Genomic DNA, 16983 nt, shown 5'->3' on the forward strand with positions numbered 1-16983 from the left:
ATGGTATAATTAAGAAAAAACTTAAAGATAGGTGGTAAAATGCAGAAAAATATATTAATTGTGGATGATGATTTAGACATAAGAGAAATGTTAGGTATTTATTTTTCTAGAGAAGGTTATGAAATTGATTACGCCTGTGATGGAGAGGAAGGTTTAATAATTAGTAAAAATAAGGCCTTTTCACTGATATTATTAGATATTATGATGCCTAAAATGGATGGTTATAAAATGTTAGCCAAGATGAGGGAGTTTTGTGATACCCCTGTAATTCTGTTAACTGCTAAAGGTGAACAAATGGACAAAATAAAGGGATTACTAAGGGATGCGATGACTATGTAGTTAAGCCCTTTGACTTTACAGAATTATCATTAAGAGTTCTTTCAATATTAAAAAGAACATCAGATAGTAATGTGGCTATAGATAGTATTTTAAAAATAAAGGACTTAGAAATAAATCTTTTAGAACATACAGTACAAAGATTTGGGGAAGAAATCATGTTAACCCCTAAGGAATTTGAGATTTTAAGCACCTTAGCTTCAAATAAGGGACGAGTATATTCAACCAAAGTGCTGTATGAGCAAATATGGAAGGATACATTTTTAGAAAATGATAACAGCGTTATTGTACACATGAGAAACCTTAGGGATAAATTAGGTGATAAGGTTAAAGTGGGTAAGTATATAAAAACTATTTGGGGAATGGGGTATAAAGTTGAAAAGGATTGTTAAGCTTAAGGGTGAGTTAGTTATTATAGCATTAATTGCTTTTGTGATTTCATTTTTGAGTTCCGCAATGATAAAAGATAAAGGAGTGGGAATTTATAATAAAAATCCTACACTTAGAATAAATAATATTTATGATAAGTGTATACCGAACTTAGAGAAGGAATTGAAAAACAGTAATCTTAGTAATAATATAGCGCTAAAGCAACTTATAAATGATAAATATTCATATAATCAAGGGTACAGTTTCTATATAGTAGATCAGAGGGGTAATGTTATAGTTCAAAATAGTAAAGGAGTACAAGTCATAGACAAGAATGAGCTAAAAGATGGCAAAAGAGAATATTCTGTGCCAAGCAAATATAAAAAGGATTTCAGAGTATCTGGCTGTGAATATTTAAAGGATGGATATTTCTTATATTACGTTTACCTTGGATATGGAAATGGTGACAGCATGATGATGCTCTGGGCCTTAATAGGATTTGTAATAATCTTTTTTATATTAGTTTGGGGGAGGGTATCCTATATTTCAAAAATGAAATTCTCAGTGCAAATTATAGCCAAAGGGAACTTATCTCACAGAGTACCCATTCACTATAACAACGAATTAAGAGAGCTTGCAGAAGGTATTAACTTTATGGCATCTGAACTTGAAAAAGAAGATAGAAAAAGAAGCGAATTTCTCACCAATATTTCACATGATTTACGAACTCCTCTGACAACAATACTTGGATATATTGATATTCTTAAGAAGGACAAATACAATTCTAAGGAAGAGCTAAGTAAGTATATAAGCATCATAGAACGTAAGGGTGTATATCTTAGAACTATGCTGGAGGACTTTTTTCAATATTCAAAACTAACATCAAAGGATATAATATTAAATTTTGAAAACTTAGAGCTAAATGAATTGGGAAGACAGATATTCGAGGATGAAGCAAGTGGATTTGATGAGAACTCATTAAAACTAGAAGTGGAGCTATCAAAGGAGCCTGTTTACATAAATGGTGATCCTGATTTGATTGGTAGGGCAGTTAATAATATCATAAGTAATGCTTTAAAATACTCTAAAATAAATACTGTAGTGAAAATTAAAATTTTCAAAGAAGAACTAAATAGCATAAGCTATGGAGTTTTTTGCGTGAGTAATGTTCCTAGAGAGACAGTTTCAGAAGCAGAAGTGGATAGTTTTTTTGAAAGATTATATAAAAAGGACAAGTCTAGGCATGAGGAGGGTAGTGGTTTAGGGTTGTCTATTGTAAAGGATATTGTAAAGCTTCATGAAGGAATTATAAAAGGTTTTAAAGAAAAGGAAGAGGTAGTATTTAAATTATTTATAAAATAATAGCAAGTGAAAGCTTTCAGTTTTAACTGCGAGCTAAAATATAATAACAGAAAATGAAAGTTGATTTTAATCCTAATGATTTTACGCAAACTATTTGATATAATATAAGTAATTATAAGAGAATAGGAGATAGTTTATGTTTTTGATGATAGACAATTATGATTCATTTGTATACAACCTAGTTAGATACTTTGAAGAGCTAGGTGAGGAAATATTAGTATATAGAAACGATAAAATTTCCTTTGCGGATATTGAGAAAATTAAACCCGAAGGAATAATCATTTCACCTGGTCCAAAATCTCCTGAATATGCGGGGATTTGCATGGAAATAGTAGAAAACTTTAAAGGCAGCATACCTATTTTGGGAATATGTTTAGGGCATCAGATTATTGGTAAGGTGTTTGGTGCTAAAATTATTAAGGGAAATGAACCAGTGCATGGGAAAGTATTTGAAATAAAGCATAGTGGAAAATATGTGTTTAAAAATATTGTGAGTCCAATGAAGGTTACGAGATACCATTCCTTAATAATAGAGAGAGAATCCTTGCCAGAGGTATTAGAAATAACTAGTGAAACAGAGGATGGTGTTATAATGGGTATAAGACATAAGCAATATCACATTGAAGGGGTACAATTTCACCCTGAAGCAGAGCTTACGGAATATGGACATGAAATTCTTAAAAATTTTATTAATGAAGTTAGAATTCAAGATAAATTTGTTGAAAACTAAGGAGAAGAAATGAAACTGATAATTGAACAAGTTAATACTAACCTTGATGGGTTTGGTATATATTCACTATTTAAAGAAGATTTAAATACTATATTATTGGATAGTGCTAGAGACGAGAAAACGTTGGGAAGATATTCTTTTATAGGGATTAACTGCTTTTTAACCTTTAAAAGTAAAAATGGTACGTGCTATAAGGGAAAAGAAGTATATGAAGGGGATACATTTGAAGAGTTAAATAAAATTATTGAAGAATACGCTATAGAAAATAATACTGGGCTGCCTTTTGTATCTGGCGGTATAGGATACTTTTCCTACGACCTGGCTAGGGAAGTTGAAGAGCTACCCAATATAGCAAAGGATGATGTAGATATACCTCACTGCTATTATAATTTTTATGATAACATTATAATTTTAGATAATTTTAAGAAAAGTATTTATATATCTGCGCTAGGAATACTTAAATCTCAGAAAGACAGTATTGAAGGTATTAGGCAGCGTATACAAAAGGGCAATAAAATTGTATATGAAAAAGTAGGAGTTATAAAGAATAAATTTACGTCGGACTTTGAAAAGAACAATTATATAAATACTGTATCAAAGGTAAGAGCTTATATAAAAAGTGGAGATATATATATCACGAATTTAACTCAAAGATTTAGTTGTAACACTCGTAAAAGCGCATATGAAATATATAAAGATCTAAGAAATATAAATCCAGCTCCTTTTGCTGCATTTATGAATTTTGAAAATTTTAATATAATATGTTCTTCTCCAGAAAGATTTTTGCGGATTAGAAATAGAATGGTAGAAACTAGACCTATAAAAGGAACTATGCCAAGAGGGATGGATGCAGGGGAAGATCTTAAAAATAAAAACATACTTATAAATAGCGAAAAAGATAAGTCTGAACTTCTAATGGTGGTGGATTTAGAGCGAAATGATTTAAGTAAAGTCTGTAAGCCGAGTTCAGTTAAAGTAACGGAACTTTTTAAATTAGAGGAGTACAGTACAGTATTTCATTTAGTATCTACAGTAGTAGGTGAATTAAAAGAGCCGGTAAGCTCACTAGAATGCATTAAAGCTTGTTTTCCAGGAGGGTCCATAACAGGAGCACCTAAAATACGCTCCATGGAAATTATTGAGGAATTAGAGCCTGTGCGTAGAAACATATATACGGGCGCGCTTGGATATTTAGGGTTTGACGGAAATGTAGATTTGAATATAATTATTAGAACGATCTTAATAAAAGACAATAAAGCCTATTTTGGTGTAGGTGGTGGAATAACGTGGGATTCCAATGAAGAATGTGAATATGATGAGACCTTAGATAAAGCAAAAGCGTTAATGCGAGTGTTATAGGCTGGTGAATAAAGTTGTAAACTAAATTATAGAATTTGCCACGTGTCACATGGGTGGAACCTAAGGGGGTATTATGATATTTGTAAATGGTGAATTAAGTGTGGATAAGATATCCTTAGATAGTGGGTTTTCATTTGGAAGGGGAGCATTTGAGACTATATTAGTTAAAGAAAAACCATTATTTCTAGCTGAGCATATAGAAAGGTTAAATAGAGGGCTTAACACACTAAACGTAAATAAAAAAATTACTGAAACAGAAATTTATGCTGCTACTCAAAAACTCAATTGTAAAAACTGCGTGCTCAAAATTATGGTATCTGAGAAAAACACTATAATTACTAAAAGAGAAATGGCCTATAAACAAAGTGATTATGATGAAGGGTTTGCATTAGGATTAAGTGAGGTTAGGCGAAATGCGCATTCAAATTTAACATATATGAAATCCCTCAACTACATTGAAAACATAATTGAACGAGATAAAATTATAGATAAAGGGTACAATGAAGCACTATTTCTAAACACAGAGGGATTTATAAGTGAGGGAGCTGTAAGCAATATATTTTTCATCAAGAATGGAATTATATTTACACCAAAGATTAAATGTGGGTTATTACCGGGTATAGTACGAGATTTTGTTATTCGAAATTTGTTGCCTATAGGATTTATTGTACAAGAAGGCGAGTTTACATTAGAAGAATTAATGAAAGCTGAGGGTGTTTTTATAACTAATAGTATTATGGGTATAATGAAGGTGAATAAGATCGAAGATAAAGTTGTGAATGAAAGCACAGTTGTATCTGAAATAAAAAGGTATTATGATAGATATGTAGAAAATCATAAGGAATAAGGCTACCCTAAATCAGTTGGAATAGAAAAAGAACAACCAATAGTAGCATTAACAAGTGAGAGCATTGGGATAGATGTCGGAATAAAAGACCTTGCTATATGTTCCAATGGAATGACATTTAAAAATATTAACAAAACAAAAAGTGTAAAAAACATGAAAAAAGGCTACGTAGATTACAACGTAGGGTATCTTGCAAATACCTAAAAATAAAGAATGGAGTAAGTTTGTCAAAACAAGTAATGTTATAAAAATCGAAAAGCAGATTAAATTACTTCATAGAAAAATAACTAATATAAGAAGTAATCATAATCACCAAGCAACGAATATGATAGTGAAAACCAAGCCTTCAAGAGTTGTTATGGAAACACTTAATATAAAAGGAATGATGAAAAATAGACATTTATCAAAAGCCTGTAGTGAGTGTGGTCATATAAAGCCAAAACTTTCATTATCAGTTAGAACATATATCTGCGAGGAATGTGGCTGTGTTATAGATAGAGATTATAATGCAAGTATCAATCTAAGTAGATATGAATTAGTAGTTTAATAGCATCGCAGATGATAATTAATCACTTAAACGATACTACTAATATGTACCATGCGTTGTATGGGAATTTAAGCCCTTGGAGTGTTATATAAACCAAAGTAGCATATCTGAAAAGATTGCAAAATCGGACACGTTGAACAGGGAATTAAACAATATTTATAGATTTATATAGATTTTTGGCAACGGTGGAAATTATAGATAATAATTTAATGAATGATAAAATAAATCTTATTATAGAAAACTATAGCTTTGTGTATAATTTAAGGAAGATAGAAAACTTCGAAGAACATAGAGACTTTTGCCTGCATGATATGCAGCATTTTTTAGACGTGGCACGACTTATGTACATAACGAGTTTAGAAAAGCATTTGAATATACCAAAACACATAATTTATACAACTGCACTTTTGCATGATATAGGTCGGGGAGAAGAATATGAAAATGGAACACCTCATGATATTGCTAGCCAGGAAATTGCTAAAAACATATTAAAGCAGTGCAAATATAGTGCTAAGGAAATAGATGAGATTCTAGAGGCTATAGGAAAACATAGAAGCAATACTGAAAATTTAAATAGTTTAAGTGATGTATTATATAAGTGTGACAAGCTTTCAAGAAATTGTTTTAATTGCGAAGCTATTGATGGCTGTAAATGGCCAGTAGAGAAGAGGAATTTCAAGGTAACATACTAGGAATACAGTTGAGAGTGAATGAGATTATGAGGAGGAAGTTTATGGAAATAGGAAACCGAAATTTTGAAATAGGAAAAAGAACTTACATAATGGGGATTTTAAATGTAACTCCTGATTCCTTTTCTGATGGCGGAAAATTTAGGGATATTAGCTCAGCAATAAATCATGCGAAAAAAATGGTTGCTGACGGGGCAGATATTATTGATATTGGTGGCGAATCCACAAGACCTGGACATGACCCCGTAAGTGAAGAAGAAGAAATTAAAAGGGTAGTACCTATTATAGAGGCTTTAAAGAAGGAAATAAGCGTCCCAATTTCTGTGGACACATATAAAGGCAGAGTTGCAGAGCTTGCAGTAAAGGCAGGGGCAGCAATGATTAATGATGTATGGGGGTTTAAGAAGGACGCATATATTGCAAGCGTTGCTGCTAAGTATAATGTGCCTTGTTGTTTAATGCACAATAGAGATAATAAAAATTATACTAACTTAGTTTGTGATATAATTAATGATTTGGAAGAAAGTATCCAAATTGCACTAAAAGCAGGAGTTAAAAAAGAAAATATTATTTTGGATCCAGGCATTGGTTTTGCAAAAAGTTATGAAGATAATTTAAAAACTATGAATAGCCTGGAAAAGCTAAATAGTTTAGGGTATCCTGTACTTCTAGGAACCTCAAGAAAATCCATGATAGGGTTTGCACTAGACTTACCTGCAAGTGATAGGCTTGAGGGAACACTTGCAACTACAACTATTGGAATAATGAAGGGCTGCGAATTTATAAGGGTACACGATGTATTAGAGAATAAAAGGGTTTGCGTTATGACAGATGCTATATGTAGAAGCTAAGAAAACACCCTTATTTATAAAGGAGACAATACTATGGACAAAATGTATATAAAAGATTTAGAGGTTTACGGACACCATGGTGTCTTTAAGGAAGAAAAAACCTTAGGACAACGTTTTTTAATTTCATTGGAGCTTTTCCTTAGTTTAAGAGAGGCAGGCATCACTGATGATTTAACTAGGACGGTTCATTATGGTGAGCTTTGTCAATTGGTTGAGGAAGAATTTAATAAGGAAAGTTATGATTTAATAGAGAAAGCTACAGAAAAATTAGCTGAATTTATACTCTTAAAATATGATTTAGTTCAAAGAGTAAAGGTTAAAATAAAAAAACCTTGGGCGCCTATTGGAAAACCACTTCAATATGCAGCGGTAGAAATAGATAGAAAATGGCATACAGCGTATATTGGTATAGGTGGAAATATGGGGGACAAAGAGAAAAATGTGAAAGAATCATTAGAGCTTATAAACAATTCTTATCATACCCAAATAACAAAAACATCAAAATTTTATGAAACTAAGCCAGTAGGATATCTAGAGCAAGATGATTTCTTAAATTGTGCTATTGAAATAAAAACACTTTTAAATCCATTAGAGCTTGTAAGATTCCTGCTATCTATAGAAAAAGAATTAAAAAGGGAGAGAGTTATAAGATGGGGTCCTAGAACAGTAGATTTGGATGTACTACTGTATGATGATATTATTAGTTCTTTAGATGAAATAATATTGCCTCATCCAAGAATGCAGGAAAGAATGTTTGTTTTAGAGCCACTGTGTGATATAGCACCTTATGTTATGCATCCAATTTTAAATAAATCTATAATTGAAATCAAGGCATCCTTAAAGGAATAACCGGATAAAAAAACAAATACCTTATTTAGGTATAAGGTATTTGCATAATCCATAAAGATTATAGGCTTTGTACATTTTACTTGTATCAATGTAATCCATTTTGTAGGAGCCATCCCAGGGATATATGGAAATGAATTTTTCGTTATAGACATTTATCATATATTTATTTTTGCTGAAGGTTAAAAATATCTTATATATTGGTTTATCTGGTAAGTTCGCTGGCTTATCTATGAAACTATCATTATTTAATGAATTAAAAAACTTGGTGAATGAAGATAAATCCTCATTGGAAAAATCTTCCTTCTTATAAAAATTCATATATAGAGCATAATGCTCAGTAGGCTTTTCTAGAGATAAATCTTTCATTAATAACTTGGTATAGTAAAAATTGTTTGGTTTACTTTTTATAAAAATGCTTTTATCAAAATTGTATCTACAGCCGAAGAAACTTAAAGAAAAAAACACACAAATTACGAGTAAAACACATTTGCTTTTATTAATACTCAAATAACCACATCCTTTAACGACAGTTCAGAAGGGAAGTCTCCCATTTCTATAAGTGAGAGTTCCATACTATAGTAAAAATAAAACTTCAGTGGGAGTATAAATCGCCTTCTGAAGTCGTAAATGCAGCTCCGCAGGAGATGATTTAACGACAGTTCAGCTCCCTAGGAGATAAGTTAACCTCCTTTAAATAAAATATGTTGATTAATTATCTTTTAGTACACAAAATAGTAATGTTTGGATATTTTAATATTTATATGGTGACGAAAAAAATTAAAAAGGGTTCGTTAAATATATTGATTTCAAAAGAACTCATATATATATAATTATCTAAAGGCTTTAAGAAATCAAAACAAAAATGAAAGAACCACCTGAAGCCAGGTGGTTTTTTCATTTTTGTTCCATATAACATCTTATTATTTCTTGTAGGATCGAGGTTTTATTATACTGTCCAATTTTCCGACAGTTGGTTTAAGGCGATTCCACTTATACTCAATAATATACTCTTCATTTACATTGATCAGAGCATATTCATTTTTAGTGCATCTAAAGGGGGGGTAGTTCACTATCATCTTAAATTATGTAATTAATTTTATTATAAAATTATTCGTAGCTAATATTAACTCTTAAGAGGGGTTATGGGGTTTGTAATTAAGAAATCAATAAATGCCTTTGAAGCGTTGGATAGATAACGATCTTTTTTCCAAACGAGAGCAATTTTTATGGGAATAGCAGTACTAAATGGAACTTTTGTTATATTTTCATTATCTTCAACAATTTCCTTTAGTAAAAAAGAAATGCCAACCCCATTGGTAATAAGGCCCTTGATGGTTTCTAATTGGGTGGATGATAAAATAACATTAGGCTGAATATTGCATTCATTAAAAGATTCTAATATCTTTTGTCTGATGTAGAAGCCTTCTTTTAGTAGGATAATAGGTTCGTTCTTAATATCTTTAAATGTAATGGTTGGTTGTTTGCTTAAAGGGTGTTCCTTTTTTAAGCAAACGAAGAGCTCACTATTTAAAATGGGAAGGGAAGCTAGGGACTTATCGGAGGAATCGATGATAATCAGACCTAAATCAAGGTCTCCATTTTCTACCATTTGTTTTGTTGTAAGGGACCCATATTCCGAAATATTGAGTTTAATATTTGGATGTGATTTTTGGAAGTCAATAAATACTTTTGGAAATATAAAAGTACTGATCAGTGGAGGGATACCTATTGTCAGGATCACATTTTTAAGATCCTGGCAATCCTTCATTTCTGCAACGGCATTGGTTACTTGTCTTAAAATATCATCTACTCTTTTTAAGAAGATTTTGCCTTCGTCTGTGAGGGAAAGCTGTTTTTTAGAGCGGTCAAAGAGCACAATGGACAGTTCCTTTTCTAGATTTTTGATAGAATTGGTAATAGAAGGCTGAGTTACATAAAGTTTTTTGGCAGCTTGTGTAATATTATTTAATTGACATACCATTTGAAAATACTCTAACTGTCTTAATTCCATAACATATCCCCCTAATTATAAGTTTTAACTATTATATCATAGTTAAATGATAGTTTTAATTTATAACAACGTGTGTTATAGTTTTAACAAGGATTTAAATAAAATAACATAAATGTTAAAAAGAGAAAAGCAGTACTTCTTTTTAATAAATGTAAAAATATTAACATGATTAAAGGGATAAAATATTGTAATCGTTTTAAATTCACAACGTATATTCCACTCTTTTATAAGCTTAGACCATTATATCATAGTTTAATGGTTTTTTTAATTTAGAATAACATTTGTTATAGCTTTATCAATAAATTAAATAAACACCACTGTTTTTTTAAAATCATAAATGTTAAAAAGATAAATGCCATATTATTCTATTAATAAGTGTTGAAATATTAACAAAGTCGAAGGGAGGTGTAAATCTAGACTTGTTCGTTTGTTTAAAAGTCTAGATGAATAAATATGAAGTATAGTTATTATCCAGGTTGTACGTTAAAGACGAAAGCTCAGGAATTAGAAAAGTTTGCACTGGATGCTGCAAACGTTTTGGGGTTTGAGTTAGAAGAGCAAAAGGAGTGGCAGTGTTGTGGTGCTGTATATCCCATGGCCACTGATGAAATAGCTACTAAATTATCCTCAGTAAGAAGCCTAGCAGGAGCACGGGACAAAGGTGAAAAACTAGTTACTTTATGTGCAGCATGCCATCACGTGATTAAAAGGGTCAATGAAGATATGAGGACCAAAGATGACATAAGAACAAAGGTTAACAATTACTTGGAGCTAACAGAAGCATACGCGGGAGAGACGGAAGTCCTTCACTATCTTGAGGTGCTCAGGGATGAAATAGGATTTGATGAACTCGCTAAAAAAGTAACAAATCCTCTTACTAACCGTAAAATTGGTGCATATTATGGATGCTTGCTACTTCGTCCCAGTGGAACAATGAATTTTGATGATCCAGAAAACCCTTCTATTATAGAAGATTTTATAAAAGCCATTGGTGCAACTCCTGTAATATATCCTTATAGAACGGAGTGTTGTGGAGGGTATCTTTGTTTAGATCAAAAGGATCTTGTAAATAAGATGACAAATACTATAATTCAATCAGCTGTAAAAAATGATGTAGAAGAAATTGTTACTGCATGCCCACTTTGTAAATATAATCTAGAAATTAGTAATGATGGGGCCAAAAATAAACTATCTATCAGCTATTTCACGGAGCTTTTAGCAGAAGCGTTAGGTGTCAAATAAGATAGGAGGGGATAGTGCAATGAAAAGAGTGAAAATATATTCTGACAAAAAATTAAAAGAGTTAGATCAAATTTCTCAAATTAGTGGGCAGAGGATACAAGATTGCATCCAATGTGGGAAATGTTCAGCAAGTTGTCCTGCAAGTGAAGGTATGGATATCCTGCCTCATCAGGTCATAAGATTACTTCAGACAGGAGAATTAGACAAGGTTACAGAGAGTAAAACCATTTGGTCTTGTGCTTCATGTTTTACATGTTCCCAGCGTTGTCCTAGGAATATAGATATTGCAAACGTTTTAGAGGCAGTTAGGCTTATAATCCTTAGACGTACAGGAGAAAACAGAATAAAAGCTGAAGAGGTCTTTGGAAAAATAGATGATAAAATGCCCCAGCAGGCAATTGTAAGTGCATTTAGAAAGTATAATAAATAATTTTTACAAAAAAATAATGATACTGTTATTTTAAAGGAGGAATCAAATTGCAGAAAATTGGAGTTTTTGTTTGTTGGTGTGGAAGCAATATAGCAGCTACCGTGGACATTGATAAAGTTATAAAAGAAGCTGAAAAAATGCCTGGAGTTGTATATGCTAAAGACTATCAATATATGTGTTCCGAAGTAGGCCAGAATTTGATTAAGAATGCGATAAAAGAGCAAAAATTAGATCGAGTTGTGGTAGCATCATGTTCTCCTAGAATGCATGAGGCAACATTTCGAAAAGCGGCAAAGGCAGCGGGATTAAATCCTTATTTATTAGAAGTTGCAAATATTCGCGAACATTGTTCTTGGATTCATAAAGATAAAGAGATAGCAACCCCGAAGGCCATAGCGCTTGTTAGGGCTGCAGTGGCTAAAGCAACATTAAATAGCGAACTTGTACCAGGTAAAATAGATGTAACGAAAAGGGCACTTATTATTGGTGGAGGAATTGCAGGAATCCAAACGGCTCTTGATATTGCTGAGGCTGGTTATCAAGTGGATATCATTGAGAAGTCACCAAGCATTGGTGGGAAAATGTCTCAGCTAGACAAAACATTTCCTACATTGGATTGTTCTGCCTGTATTTTAACACCGAAAATGGTAGATGCGGCGTCTCATCCAAATATAAACATATACACCTACAGTGAGCTAGAGTCAGTTAAGGGATATGTGGGAAACTTTGAAGCAACCATTAACCAAAAAACACGAAGTGTAGATATGGACAAGTGTACTGGTTGTGGCGTTTGTGCTGAAAAATGTCCTTCAAAAAAAGCTAAAAATGAATTTAATGAAGGCTTAAATAACAGAGGAGCTATTTATATGCCTTTTGCTCAGGCTGTGCCAAACGTACCTGTTATAGATAGAGAACAGTGTATCAAGTTTAAAACAGGGAAATGTGGACTTTGCGAAAAAGTATGTACAGCGGGTGCCATTGATTTTTCTCAGGAAGATACTAAAATGACAAAACAATATGGGGCTATAGTGGTATGCACAGGTTATGATCTTATAGGTTTAGATAAATTTGGAGAATATCAGTATGGTGAGCACCCTGATGTAATTACATCTCTTGAATTTGAGAGATTAACAAATGCTGCAGGGCCAACAGCAGGCCATCTTGTGTGTCCATCGAATCATAGAGTGCCTAAAAAAGTAGTGTTTATACAATGTGTGGGATCAAGGGACAAATCTTCTAGGGGTAAACCTTATTGTTCTAAAATTTGTTGTATGTATACAGCAAAACATGCAATGTTACTCAAGGATCATTATCCCGATATGGAAGCCTATGTTTTTTATATTGATGTTCGTACACCAGGGAAAAACTTTGAAGAGTTCCAGCGAAGAGCTGTTGAAGAATATGGTGTTCATTATATTAAAGGTATGGTTGGTAAAGTTTTTCCAAATGGAGAGAATCTTCAAGTTAATGCTATTGATGCTTCGACTGGAGAAACAGTTCAAATTGATGCAGATTTAGTAGTGCTCGCAGCGGCGACTAAGGCCAAAGACGATGCAACTACAATTAAAAGGATATTAGGTATAAGTACAGATACAAATAATTTCTTTACAGAGGCTCATCCAAAACTTCGTCCAGTGGAAACTCATTCTGCAGGAATATATTTAGCGGGAGCATGCCAAGGACCAAAAGATATCCCAGAAACGGTGGCACAAGCTAGTGCTGCAGCAGCAAAGGTAATTGGGGTATTAAGTAAGGATAAATTGGTTAACAATCCTTGTGTTTCAGAAGTAGATGAATCAATTTGTAGTGGATGCCTTGCGTGTACTAAAATATGTCCATATGATGCAATTTCATCAAGTACAATTGAAGTTAAAGAGAACGGGAAAACAATTACAAAAATAGTTGCAAAGGTAAATGAAGCACTTTGCCAAGGTTGTGGTGGATGCACAGTAGCTTGTCGCCCTGGTGCCATTGATCTTAAAGGATTTACAAATAAACAGATTTTAGCGGAGGTGGATGCCATATGTCGATAGAAGCCGAAAAAATCGAGGGAATAGATGAAAATAAATTTGAACCCTTAATTGTAGCCTTTTGTTGTAACTGGTGTAGTTATGCAGGAGCAGATTTAGCAGGAACAAGCAGATTAGCATATCCTGCCAATGTTAAAATTATTCGGGTTCCATGCTCATGCAGAGTAAGTGAAAACTTCATACTCAGAGCATTCCAACATGGAGCTGACGGCGTAGTAATTGCCGGTTGTCATCCAGGGGATTGTCATTATACAAGTGGAAACTATCATACAAGACGACGTTTTTCAGTTTTGACAAATTTACTTGTATTTATGGGAATAGAAAAAGAACGTTTTAGAGTGGATTGGATTTCAGCAGCAGAGGGACAAAAATTTTCAAGCGTTATGAATGATGTATTAGAGAAAGTTCATAAACTTGGTCCTAATAGAAAGTTGAGGGATGAAAGATGGATAAGATAACTGAAAAAATAAGAGCGACCGCAAAACTTGCCCTAGAAAATGGGGAAGTAGAAAAAATTATAGGATGGGAAAAGGGAGATACCTTTGATGATTCCTATCCCGTATTTATTACAGAAGCGGGTAAAGTAGATTCTTTAATATGGGACTGCTTCTGTGTTAATAACCTAAGTAAATATTTACTTAAGGAATTAAAGGACAATAAAAAAGTAGGTATATTTTTAAAAGGATGCGATTCTCTTGGATTTAACCAACTGATAAATGATAACAGAATAGACCGCGCGAAGGTTGTGGTCTATGGAGTAAGTTGCTCTGGTATGATTGATCCAGAAAAAGTAAAAAAAGGAGGGTTAAATAAAGGCATTCTAAGCGTGAAAAGATCTGGGGATGAAATTATATTTGTGAAAAATGATGGTGAAAAGAAGGTTTCAGCAAGTGAATTTGAATATGACAAATGCATTAAATGTAGACAGCCGAATCCTGTAGTATATGACCAGTTGATGTCGGACTTTGTAGGGAGAGAAGTGGATCCACTAGAACGATTTAAAGATGTGGAAAAACTTGAATCCCTAACAGATAAGCAGCGATCTGATTTTTGGGCTGCTCAATTTTCAAAATGCATAAGATGTAATGCTTGTCGTAATATATGTCCTGCATGTAATTGTGTAAAATGTATTTTTGACAATGATAAGGCAGACGTATCAGGTAAAGCAAAATTAGATAGTGAAGAGCAGTTTTATCATATTATTAGGGCTTATCACGTTGGTGGTCGTTGTGTGGACTGTGGAGAATGTAGCAGAGTATGTCCAGCAAATATCCCACTTCACCTATTAAATAGTAAAATTATGAAAGATATAAATGAACTTTACGGTGAATATGATGCAGGGGTAGATCCATCTAAACAAGCCCCAATCGGAATGTATAAACTGGATGATAGTGATTCCTTTACATCGCATGGAGGTGGGAAAAAATGATGAAGAAAATATTAAAGAATCAGTTTTCGCAGCTTTTTAGTATGATTGATAAATCCTATGAATTGTTTTTGCCTATTGAAGTGGATGGAGATGTAAACTTCAACCTGTGGAAACAAGGAGATACGGTGAATGTAGAAAAACTGAAAACTAATATTTCACCAAAAAGTTTTATTTTTCCCCAAAGTGAAACCTACTTAAAGTTTAAAAGAGATGGAAAGAAACTTGAACTAGAAAATGTAGGAGGAAAGAAAGAGGACTATGTACTATTTGGTGTGAGACATTGTGATGCAGCGAGCTTTAAGCTACTTGACAATGTATTCCTCGTTGATCCTGTAGATGCTTTATACGAGGAAAGACGAGAAAAAGGAACCATCGTTTCTATGGCCTGTTTTGATCCAGAGGAAACTTGCTTTTGTAGTTCATTTGGAATAGAACCACAGACAGCTTCTAAAGAAGTAGATGTTAACACATGGGATATGGGAGATAGCATACTTTGGAATCCACAAACATCAAAAGGTGAAAACTTAACGGAGAAATTAAAGGACATTTTAGAAGATGCAACTGAGCAGGATATAAGTGAATTAAAGGCATTGAAAGAGGCTACAAAAGTGAAAGTTAAAAATCTTCCTTTAGCAAATATAGACCCTAAAAAAATAACGGGAGAGCTTAAGGAGTTATTTGAATCTAAAATTTGGGGAGAACTTAGTGAACGTTGTTTAGGTTGTGGTTCATGTACTTATGTATGTCCTACTTGTCATTGTTACGATATTGGTGACTTTAAGGGTGATACATCTGGAGAAAGATTCCGTTGCTGGGATTCATGTATGTTTTCGGACTTTACCCTGATGGCTCATGGAAATATCAGAAAAACGCAAAAGGAAAGGTTCAGACAGCGGTTTATGCATAAGCTTGTTTATTATCCAAATAAACAAAATGGTGTATACGCTTGCGTTGGATGTGGAAGGTGCATAGAAAAATGTCCAGTTCATTTGGATATTGTTAAAGTAATTAAAAAGTTAGGTGGTGGACAAAATGAGCTGCAATTGTAATGTACATGAACATAAACATGTAAATCCTTTAATGCCAGAACTAGCTGAAATAGTGGACATTAGGGAAGAAACACACGATGTAACTACATTTAGGGTTACAAAACCTGGTGGTGGAAAATCATTTGAACATATGCCAGGTCAATGTGCGATGATTTCGGTTCCTCCACTTGGAGAAGCGATTTTCTCAATCACTTCTTCTCCAACAGAAAAGGGTTATATGGAGTTTAGTGTAAAAAGATGTGGAGTAGTTACAGAATATCTACATGGTTTGGAAGTTGGGAGTGAAATAGGTATTAGAGGACCATATGGAAATAATTTCCCGGTAGAGGATGAGCTAAAAGGAAAAGATCTTCTTTTCATCGGTGGGGGTATAGGACTAGCACCCATTCGTTCCGTTATAAACTATGTAATGGATAATCGAGACGATTATGGAAAGGTAGATATTTTATATGGAGCAAGAACGCCTGGAGATCTTGTCCAGACAAAAGACATCTTTGAAAATTGGCCATCAAGGTCTAATACAGACGTTTATTTGACGGTTGATCGAGAAGTCGAGGGATGGGAAGGACATGTAGGATTTGTTCCCAGTTATATTAAAGAGATTGGATTTAGCACAAATAAAGTGGCTTTGGTATGTGGACCGCCTATTATGATTAAATTTGTTCTTCAAACGCTTGAAGAAATGGGATTTAAGAAGGATCAGGTATACACCACATTGGAATTAAAGATGAAATGTGGCGTAGGGAAATGCGGACGTTGTAACATCGGAGATAAATATGTGTGTAAAGATGGTCCTGTATTTAGATGCGATGAAATAGATCAACTTCCCGATGAATATTAATGTAAACACTAA

The 16983-nt window shown here is 33.3% G+C and carries 16 protein-coding genes and 2 pseudogenes; 16 read left to right on the forward strand and 2 right to left on the reverse strand.

Translation table 11 applies throughout. The features are described from left to right. Window positions 1–39 precede the first annotated feature (39 nt). The 9 genes and pseudogenes from KTC94_RS16815 to folK all read left to right on the forward strand — a co-directional run bounded on the left by KTC94_RS16815 (window position 40) and on the right by folK (window position 7939). A pseudogene (locus KTC94_RS16815) lies at window positions 40–728 on the forward strand (response regulator transcription factor). After that, window positions 712–2067, forward strand: coding sequence for a HAMP domain-containing sensor histidine kinase (locus KTC94_RS16820; protein ID WP_220285988.1), 1356 nt, complete (start codon window positions 712–714; stop codon window positions 2065–2067). Before KTC94_RS16815 ends, KTC94_RS16820 begins: the two are co-directional and overlap by 17 nt. A 136-nt stretch (window positions 2068–2203) precedes the next feature. Continuing rightward, on the forward strand, window positions 2204–2797 hold the full coding sequence (locus KTC94_RS16825; RefSeq protein ID WP_220285987.1) for an aminodeoxychorismate/anthranilate synthase component II: 594 nt from the start codon (window positions 2204–2206) through the stop codon (window positions 2795–2797). Between the two features lie 9 nt (window positions 2798–2806). After that, the gene (gene pabB, locus KTC94_RS16830) at window positions 2807–4156 is read left to right on the forward strand and encodes an aminodeoxychorismate synthase component I (RefSeq protein WP_220320158.1); all 1350 of its coding nucleotides are present in this window, start codon (window positions 2807–2809) and stop codon (window positions 4154–4156) included. 73 nt (window positions 4157–4229) lie between these two features. Continuing rightward, window positions 4230–5003: an aminotransferase class IV gene (locus KTC94_RS16835; RefSeq protein ID WP_220320159.1), complete on the forward strand. Its 774-nt coding sequence runs from the start codon at window positions 4230–4232 to the stop codon at window positions 5001–5003. A gap of 12 nt (window positions 5004–5015) precedes the next feature. Further along, window positions 5016–5550 (forward strand): annotated as a pseudogene (locus tag KTC94_RS16840) (RNA-guided endonuclease InsQ/TnpB family protein); the annotation flags it as partial. 209 nt (window positions 5551–5759) lie between these two features. Then, complete coding sequence (locus tag KTC94_RS16845; RefSeq protein ID WP_220320160.1) at window positions 5760–6242, forward strand: HD domain-containing protein; 483 nt, start codon at window positions 5760–5762, stop codon at window positions 6240–6242. A 41-nt stretch (window positions 6243–6283) separates the two neighbouring features. After that, a complete protein-coding gene (gene folP / locus KTC94_RS16850; RefSeq protein WP_220320161.1) occupies window positions 6284–7090 on the forward strand; it encodes a dihydropteroate synthase in 807 nt (268 codons plus the stop codon). Window positions 7091–7123: 33 nt separating this feature from the next. Continuing rightward, window positions 7124–7939 (forward strand): 2-amino-4-hydroxy-6-hydroxymethyldihydropteridine diphosphokinase, encoded by an 816-nt coding sequence (gene folK, locus KTC94_RS16855; RefSeq protein ID WP_220285984.1) that lies wholly within the window; start codon window positions 7124–7126, stop codon window positions 7937–7939. Between the two features lie 21 nt (window positions 7940–7960). Here folK and KTC94_RS16860 read toward each other — a convergent pair whose 3' ends face one another. Continuing rightward, window positions 7961–8446, reverse strand: a complete 486-nt coding sequence (locus tag KTC94_RS16860; RefSeq protein WP_258876434.1) for a DUF4883 family protein — start codon at window positions 8444–8446, stop codon at window positions 7961–7963. Between the two features lie 616 nt (window positions 8447–9062). Beyond that, the gene (locus KTC94_RS16865) at window positions 9063–9950 is read right to left on the reverse strand and encodes a LysR family transcriptional regulator (protein ID WP_165412853.1); all 888 of its coding nucleotides are present in this window, start codon (window positions 9948–9950) and stop codon (window positions 9063–9065) included. A gap of 453 nt (window positions 9951–10403) precedes the next feature. Between KTC94_RS16865 and KTC94_RS16870 the strand changes: the two genes are divergently transcribed. From KTC94_RS16870 to KTC94_RS16900, 7 genes are read left to right on the forward strand one after another with little or no spacing between them, the layout of a single operon-like run. Further along, window positions 10404–11192, forward strand: a complete 789-nt coding sequence (locus tag KTC94_RS16870) for a CoB--CoM heterodisulfide reductase iron-sulfur subunit B family protein (protein WP_216301751.1) — start codon at window positions 10404–10406, stop codon at window positions 11190–11192. A 19-nt stretch (window positions 11193–11211) separates the two neighbouring features. After that, window positions 11212–11622: a 4Fe-4S dicluster domain-containing protein gene (locus KTC94_RS16875; protein ID WP_216301752.1), complete on the forward strand. Its 411-nt coding sequence runs from the start codon at window positions 11212–11214 to the stop codon at window positions 11620–11622. 47 nt (window positions 11623–11669) lie between these two features. Continuing rightward, on the forward strand, window positions 11670–13655 hold the full coding sequence (locus tag KTC94_RS16880) for a CoB--CoM heterodisulfide reductase iron-sulfur subunit A family protein (protein ID WP_220320162.1): 1986 nt from the start codon (window positions 11670–11672) through the stop codon (window positions 13653–13655). After that, window positions 13646–14110, forward strand: coding sequence for a hydrogenase iron-sulfur subunit (locus tag KTC94_RS16885; protein WP_165412857.1), 465 nt, complete (start codon window positions 13646–13648; stop codon window positions 14108–14110). The genes KTC94_RS16880 and KTC94_RS16885 overlap by 10 nt, the downstream gene beginning before the upstream one ends. Beyond that, window positions 14098–15081 carry a 4Fe-4S dicluster domain-containing protein gene (locus KTC94_RS16890; protein ID WP_220285981.1) on the forward strand — a complete coding sequence of 328 codons (984 nt, stop codon included), beginning with the start codon at window positions 14098–14100 and terminating at the stop codon, window positions 15079–15081. The genes KTC94_RS16885 and KTC94_RS16890 overlap by 13 nt, the downstream gene beginning before the upstream one ends. After that, window positions 15078–16130, forward strand: coding sequence for a 4Fe-4S dicluster domain-containing protein (locus KTC94_RS16895; RefSeq protein ID WP_253198054.1), 1053 nt, complete (start codon window positions 15078–15080; stop codon window positions 16128–16130). Before KTC94_RS16890 ends, KTC94_RS16895 begins: the two co-directional genes overlap by 4 nt. Then, window positions 16114–16971, forward strand: coding sequence for an FAD/NAD(P)-binding protein (locus tag KTC94_RS16900; protein ID WP_220285980.1), 858 nt, complete (start codon window positions 16114–16116; stop codon window positions 16969–16971). Before KTC94_RS16895 ends, KTC94_RS16900 begins: the two co-directional genes overlap by 17 nt. The last annotated feature ends 12 nt before the right edge of the window (window positions 16972–16983 follow it).

The sequence above is a fragment of the Clostridium sp. CM028 genome (assembly GCF_030585565.1).
Classification (GTDB): Bacteria; Bacillota; Clostridia; order Clostridiales; family Clostridiaceae; genus Clostridium_AD; species Clostridium_AD estertheticum_B.

Coding starts and splice junctions, on each gene's coding strand:
- KTC94_RS16825 (WP_220285987.1), top strand. CDS start 2,204: ATGTTTTTGATGATAGACAATTATGATTCATTTGTATACAACCTAGTT.
- pabB (WP_220320158.1), top strand. CDS start 2,807: ATGAAACTGATAATTGAACAAGTTAATACTAACCTTGATGGGTTTGGT.
- KTC94_RS16835 (WP_220320159.1), top strand. CDS start 4,230: ATGATATTTGTAAATGGTGAATTAAGTGTGGATAAGATATCCTTAGAT.
- KTC94_RS16845 (WP_220320160.1), top strand. CDS start 5,760: ATGAATGATAAAATAAATCTTATTATAGAAAACTATAGCTTTGTGTAT.
- folP (WP_220320161.1), top strand. CDS start 6,284: ATGGAAATAGGAAACCGAAATTTTGAAATAGGAAAAAGAACTTACATA.
- folK (WP_220285984.1), top strand. CDS start 7,124: ATGGACAAAATGTATATAAAAGATTTAGAGGTTTACGGACACCATGGT.
- KTC94_RS16865 (WP_165412853.1), bottom strand. CDS start 9,950: ATGGAATTAAGACAGTTAGAGTATTTTCAAATGGTATGTCAATTAAAT.
- KTC94_RS16870 (WP_216301751.1), top strand. CDS start 10,404: ATGAAGTATAGTTATTATCCAGGTTGTACGTTAAAGACGAAAGCTCAG.
- KTC94_RS16875 (WP_216301752.1), top strand. CDS start 11,212: ATGAAAAGAGTGAAAATATATTCTGACAAAAAATTAAAAGAGTTAGAT.
- KTC94_RS16885 (WP_165412857.1), top strand. CDS start 13,646: ATGTCGATAGAAGCCGAAAAAATCGAGGGAATAGATGAAAATAAATTT.
- KTC94_RS16890 (WP_220285981.1), top strand. CDS start 14,098: ATGGATAAGATAACTGAAAAAATAAGAGCGACCGCAAAACTTGCCCTA.
- KTC94_RS16895 (WP_253198054.1), top strand. CDS start 15,078: ATGATGAAGAAAATATTAAAGAATCAGTTTTCGCAGCTTTTTAGTATG.
- KTC94_RS16900 (WP_220285980.1), top strand. CDS start 16,114: ATGAGCTGCAATTGTAATGTACATGAACATAAACATGTAAATCCTTTA.